The organism is Serratia sp. OS31, assembly GCF_014164835.1.
GTDB lineage: Bacteria > Pseudomonadota > Gammaproteobacteria > Enterobacterales > Enterobacteriaceae > Serratia > Serratia liquefaciens_A.
The window spans coordinates 1-3,374 of the sequence record NZ_JACJFQ010000075.1 but is presented as its reverse complement, the minus strand read 5'-3'; the positions used below and the strand labels follow the sequence as shown (position 1 = coordinate 3,374).

General features: G+C 37.8%; 3 protein-coding genes. 2 read left to right on the top strand and 1 reads right to left on the bottom strand.

The genetic code is table 11. The features are described from left to right. Together H5P17_RS26225 and H5P17_RS26220 are read left to right on the top strand one after the other, a co-directional pair. Positions 1-1,777: ATP-dependent endonuclease (locus H5P17_RS26225; RefSeq protein WP_220496976.1), on the top strand; the 1,777-nt coding region annotated here is incomplete at its 5' end. Between the two features lie 379 nt (positions 1,778-2,156). Beyond that, complete coding sequence (locus tag H5P17_RS26220; protein WP_182825889.1) at positions 2,157-2,912, top strand: nucleotidyltransferase domain-containing protein; 756 nt, start codon at positions 2,157-2,159, stop codon at positions 2,910-2,912. Between the two features lie 34 nt (positions 2,913-2,946). On the opposite strand, the gene H5P17_RS26215 is transcribed toward H5P17_RS26220, so the two are convergent. Next, positions 2,947-3,117, bottom strand: a complete 171-nt coding sequence (locus H5P17_RS26215) for a hypothetical protein (protein WP_182825888.1) — start codon at positions 3,115-3,117, stop codon at positions 2,947-2,949. Positions 3,118-3,374 lie beyond the last annotated feature (257 nt).

The window sequence follows — 3,374 nt, the reverse complement described above, 5'->3', positions numbered from 1 at the left end:
GAATAATATAATCATTGGGCCTAATAACGCTGGTAAATCCAATGTGTCAAAATATTTTATGAGTTTAAAAATAGTCGCAAATAATGTTAAGAAAAGTAGAGATAACTCATTGTTATTTCATCATATAGTACATAACGTTGCGGAAAGTGATACATGGGCATGGCAGTCACAGGATATTCACTGTGAGATTGAACTAGATACTTTTGATTGGGAGGGTAAAGAAACAGCTCCCTATTTAAAATCTGATATAGTCTTAAAGGCCCGGCATAGAAGTACTGAGGGTTTGGTTCAGCTTTATTGCTCTTGGTCAGATAACGATATCATTAGTTTAGATAAACCATATAAGATATATGACCAAGATAGCGGTGAATATAAGGATCCAGAAAATAAAATAAAATGCATAGATGATAGCTATATTTACTGGAGTGCTTTTCTTGACTCTCTTTTATTTATAGACCCAATAAGACATCATAATAGAGACTCGAAAGAAGCAAATGATTTCTATTTTGATGGGGCAAAAATACTTGATAAACTTAATACTGTTTTTAACAACTCGCCTAGATTGTGGGCATCATATATAACAAAAATGAAAGAGTGGCTTAGTGATATTCTTAATGAGGACGTCGTGAGTGTTGATTCATTAAAGAACGATTTTCGTCTTCATATTAATAGAGGTGGTGAAACAATACTATCCTCATTATCTCAATTAGGCACAGGTGTATCACAAATAATAATGTTGCTTTCACATCTTTACTTAAATAAGGATAAGATATTAAATATATTTCTAGAGGAACCTGAGTCAAATCTACATCCTGAATCTGTCATAAAGTTGATGGATATATTTAATCGGGAACTAGAGAATCATACTTTCTTTATTACTACACATTCGTCTACTTTAATAGATCAGTTGGATGAAAAATGGTCAATTAACAAAATTTCTCGCGATTTAAATAATTCTTCAAAAGTTTTTTCTTGTGAAAATCTTGTGCAAAAATATGAGCTTCTAGATGATCTTGGGATAAGAGCATCTCAGTTGTTACAATCAAATATGCTTATATGGGTCGAGGGGCCTAGTGATGCAATATATTTGAAAAAATGGATTGATGATATATCTGAAACTAAATTTACTTTAGGGAGAGATTACTCATTTGTTTTTTATGGTGGTTCAAACCTATCTCATCATAATATTTTAAATGCTGAATGCATTGATTCTGTTGATTTTTTATACACATCTAGGTATGTGGCTATTTTTTGTGATAGTGACTGTGATTCTCAAGATAAATATGATGATGGCGATTTCAAAAAGCGTGTGAAAAATGTATTGGAGAAACTTTCAGAACTTAAGAAAAGCGAAAGAAGTAGTGCTTTCGACATGGGTGATTATGTTAAAATATGGATAACATCAGGGCGTGAAACTGAAAATTATGTTCCAAAGGAAATCCTGCTGGATGTTCTATCTGACGATGAATTTGCTAAAAAATTTATTGTTAATGATAAGAGGAATTATGATGTAATTATTAATGATTATTTAAAGAAAAATATTGATTTCTCTTGTTTTGACTCATTCTTTTCAGTTTTTTCTAAAATGTATACGTATGCAGATGGTACGAAAATTCCGGATGAACATATTAAAAAGATATCAAGTCATTATGCTGGGGGTAAAGTTAAAATAGCCAGAGAAGTTGTGAAGAGATGGGAGGAGAAACATTACGTATCATCCTTTAAAGAGGAGATTAAAGAGTTGGTTAAAATGATTAAGCGTGCTAATGGTAAATAAAAATAGTTAACTATTAATGGTTTTAGTAGGCAATAAGGAAGATAGCTGATAGTAATACTTTTACTCTAACTTAGAGGCGCTCAACTAGTTATACCATTTATCTTACAAGCTGCGGCGCTAATGACTGCACTCTCTTTCCCTGGTCACCTACTCAAGTAAATTTCAGAGGATGAGCAAGTTTGCCGCCTGGCCGCACTTGAAATTCATTGGAGATATATGAACAATTATTGCTCTTTGAGCGGCGCTCAGGCAAGTGGGTGTGTTTGGTGGTATGTATGGGGGTTGTTTTGTTTTTGTTTTTTATTTTTACATTAAATTACAATGAGTTGTGTTTTTAGTTTGACTCCTGTGATCGACTTAAAACCCTTCGGAGCAGCCAATGACATTCTGCCGCGATGGCTTTATTCCCACGGTAACCGACTTCCCACTGCAGGATGCGTTCAGGCCTGTACTGACAGCGTTAGTCGCAGGTTTGCCGAGCCATTTCCCTGGGCTGATCCACTGTATTTATCTCTATGGCAGCGTGGCACGCGGGCAAGCGACGCCGGGGGAGTCTGATTTGGATATCACCTTGTTGCTGAGTCGGCGGGCTACTGATGCTGAATTGGCGCTTATTGAGCAATGGCGTGAGGATTTCCTGCAACATCTGACGATAGTCAGCAAGGTGGATTTTGATATTGGCACCCTTGATGAAGCGCTAAACCCCGCCAATCGCTATAGCTGGGGCTATTGGTTGAAACACCATTGCCGCTGTCTTTGGGGAAATGACGTTAGCAACGCATTGCCACTGTTCCGGCCAGATCGTCGTATTGCGCGGGCGGTAAATGCCGATCTGCGCACCGTGCTGGAAGATTATGGTGTGAAAATCTCACGTGTGTCTCTGATTGCTGAGCTGCAACGACTCAAACGCGAAGCGGCCAGAAAGCTGATCAGAGCAACTAATATGCTGCGTGATCCTGATAGCCTGTTTTGGCCGATAGCGCTTGATGATTATGCCGAGCAATTATTAGCACAGCATCCTGATAAGGCTTCAGAAATAAATTATCTGCTGGCACATGCTATCAATAACGCTAATGACTCTGAGTTTACCGAGCGAATAATGGACTTTCTTTATTGGCTTGAACGTCAGCAATAAAGCCGCCCCGAAGCGGCGGCTTATAACTTAAGGCTTAGGCGTACTGGGTTAACTTCCAGGTAGCCGCCTGATTATTATAGGGTGGCATGGTATTGCCTTTCGCGATGGGGGCGGTAGTTGATGGGGTGCCCACCACCTTCCAAACGCCGCTTTCCGGGCATTTTTGCCCTGTTGATGCAGTAGTGCCAAGGGGGGATCTGGTCATATGATCTTTCCTTAATCAGTGCGGCGCTACCCTAGCACCGCTAATAAATATATTTACAGGTTCCTGTAGATATTCAATCCCATAAGTGAAATACAAAACATTAGTTTGATATTAGTGAGTGCGGGAGTTGATTTTTTAAAATTAAAGATAATTAGCCATTGTTTGTTTCGATGTATAGATAATTTATATCATTTCCATTGCAGTATTTTATTTATACATATGTTGATGGGTAATATTAATTGATTATTATTAAATGG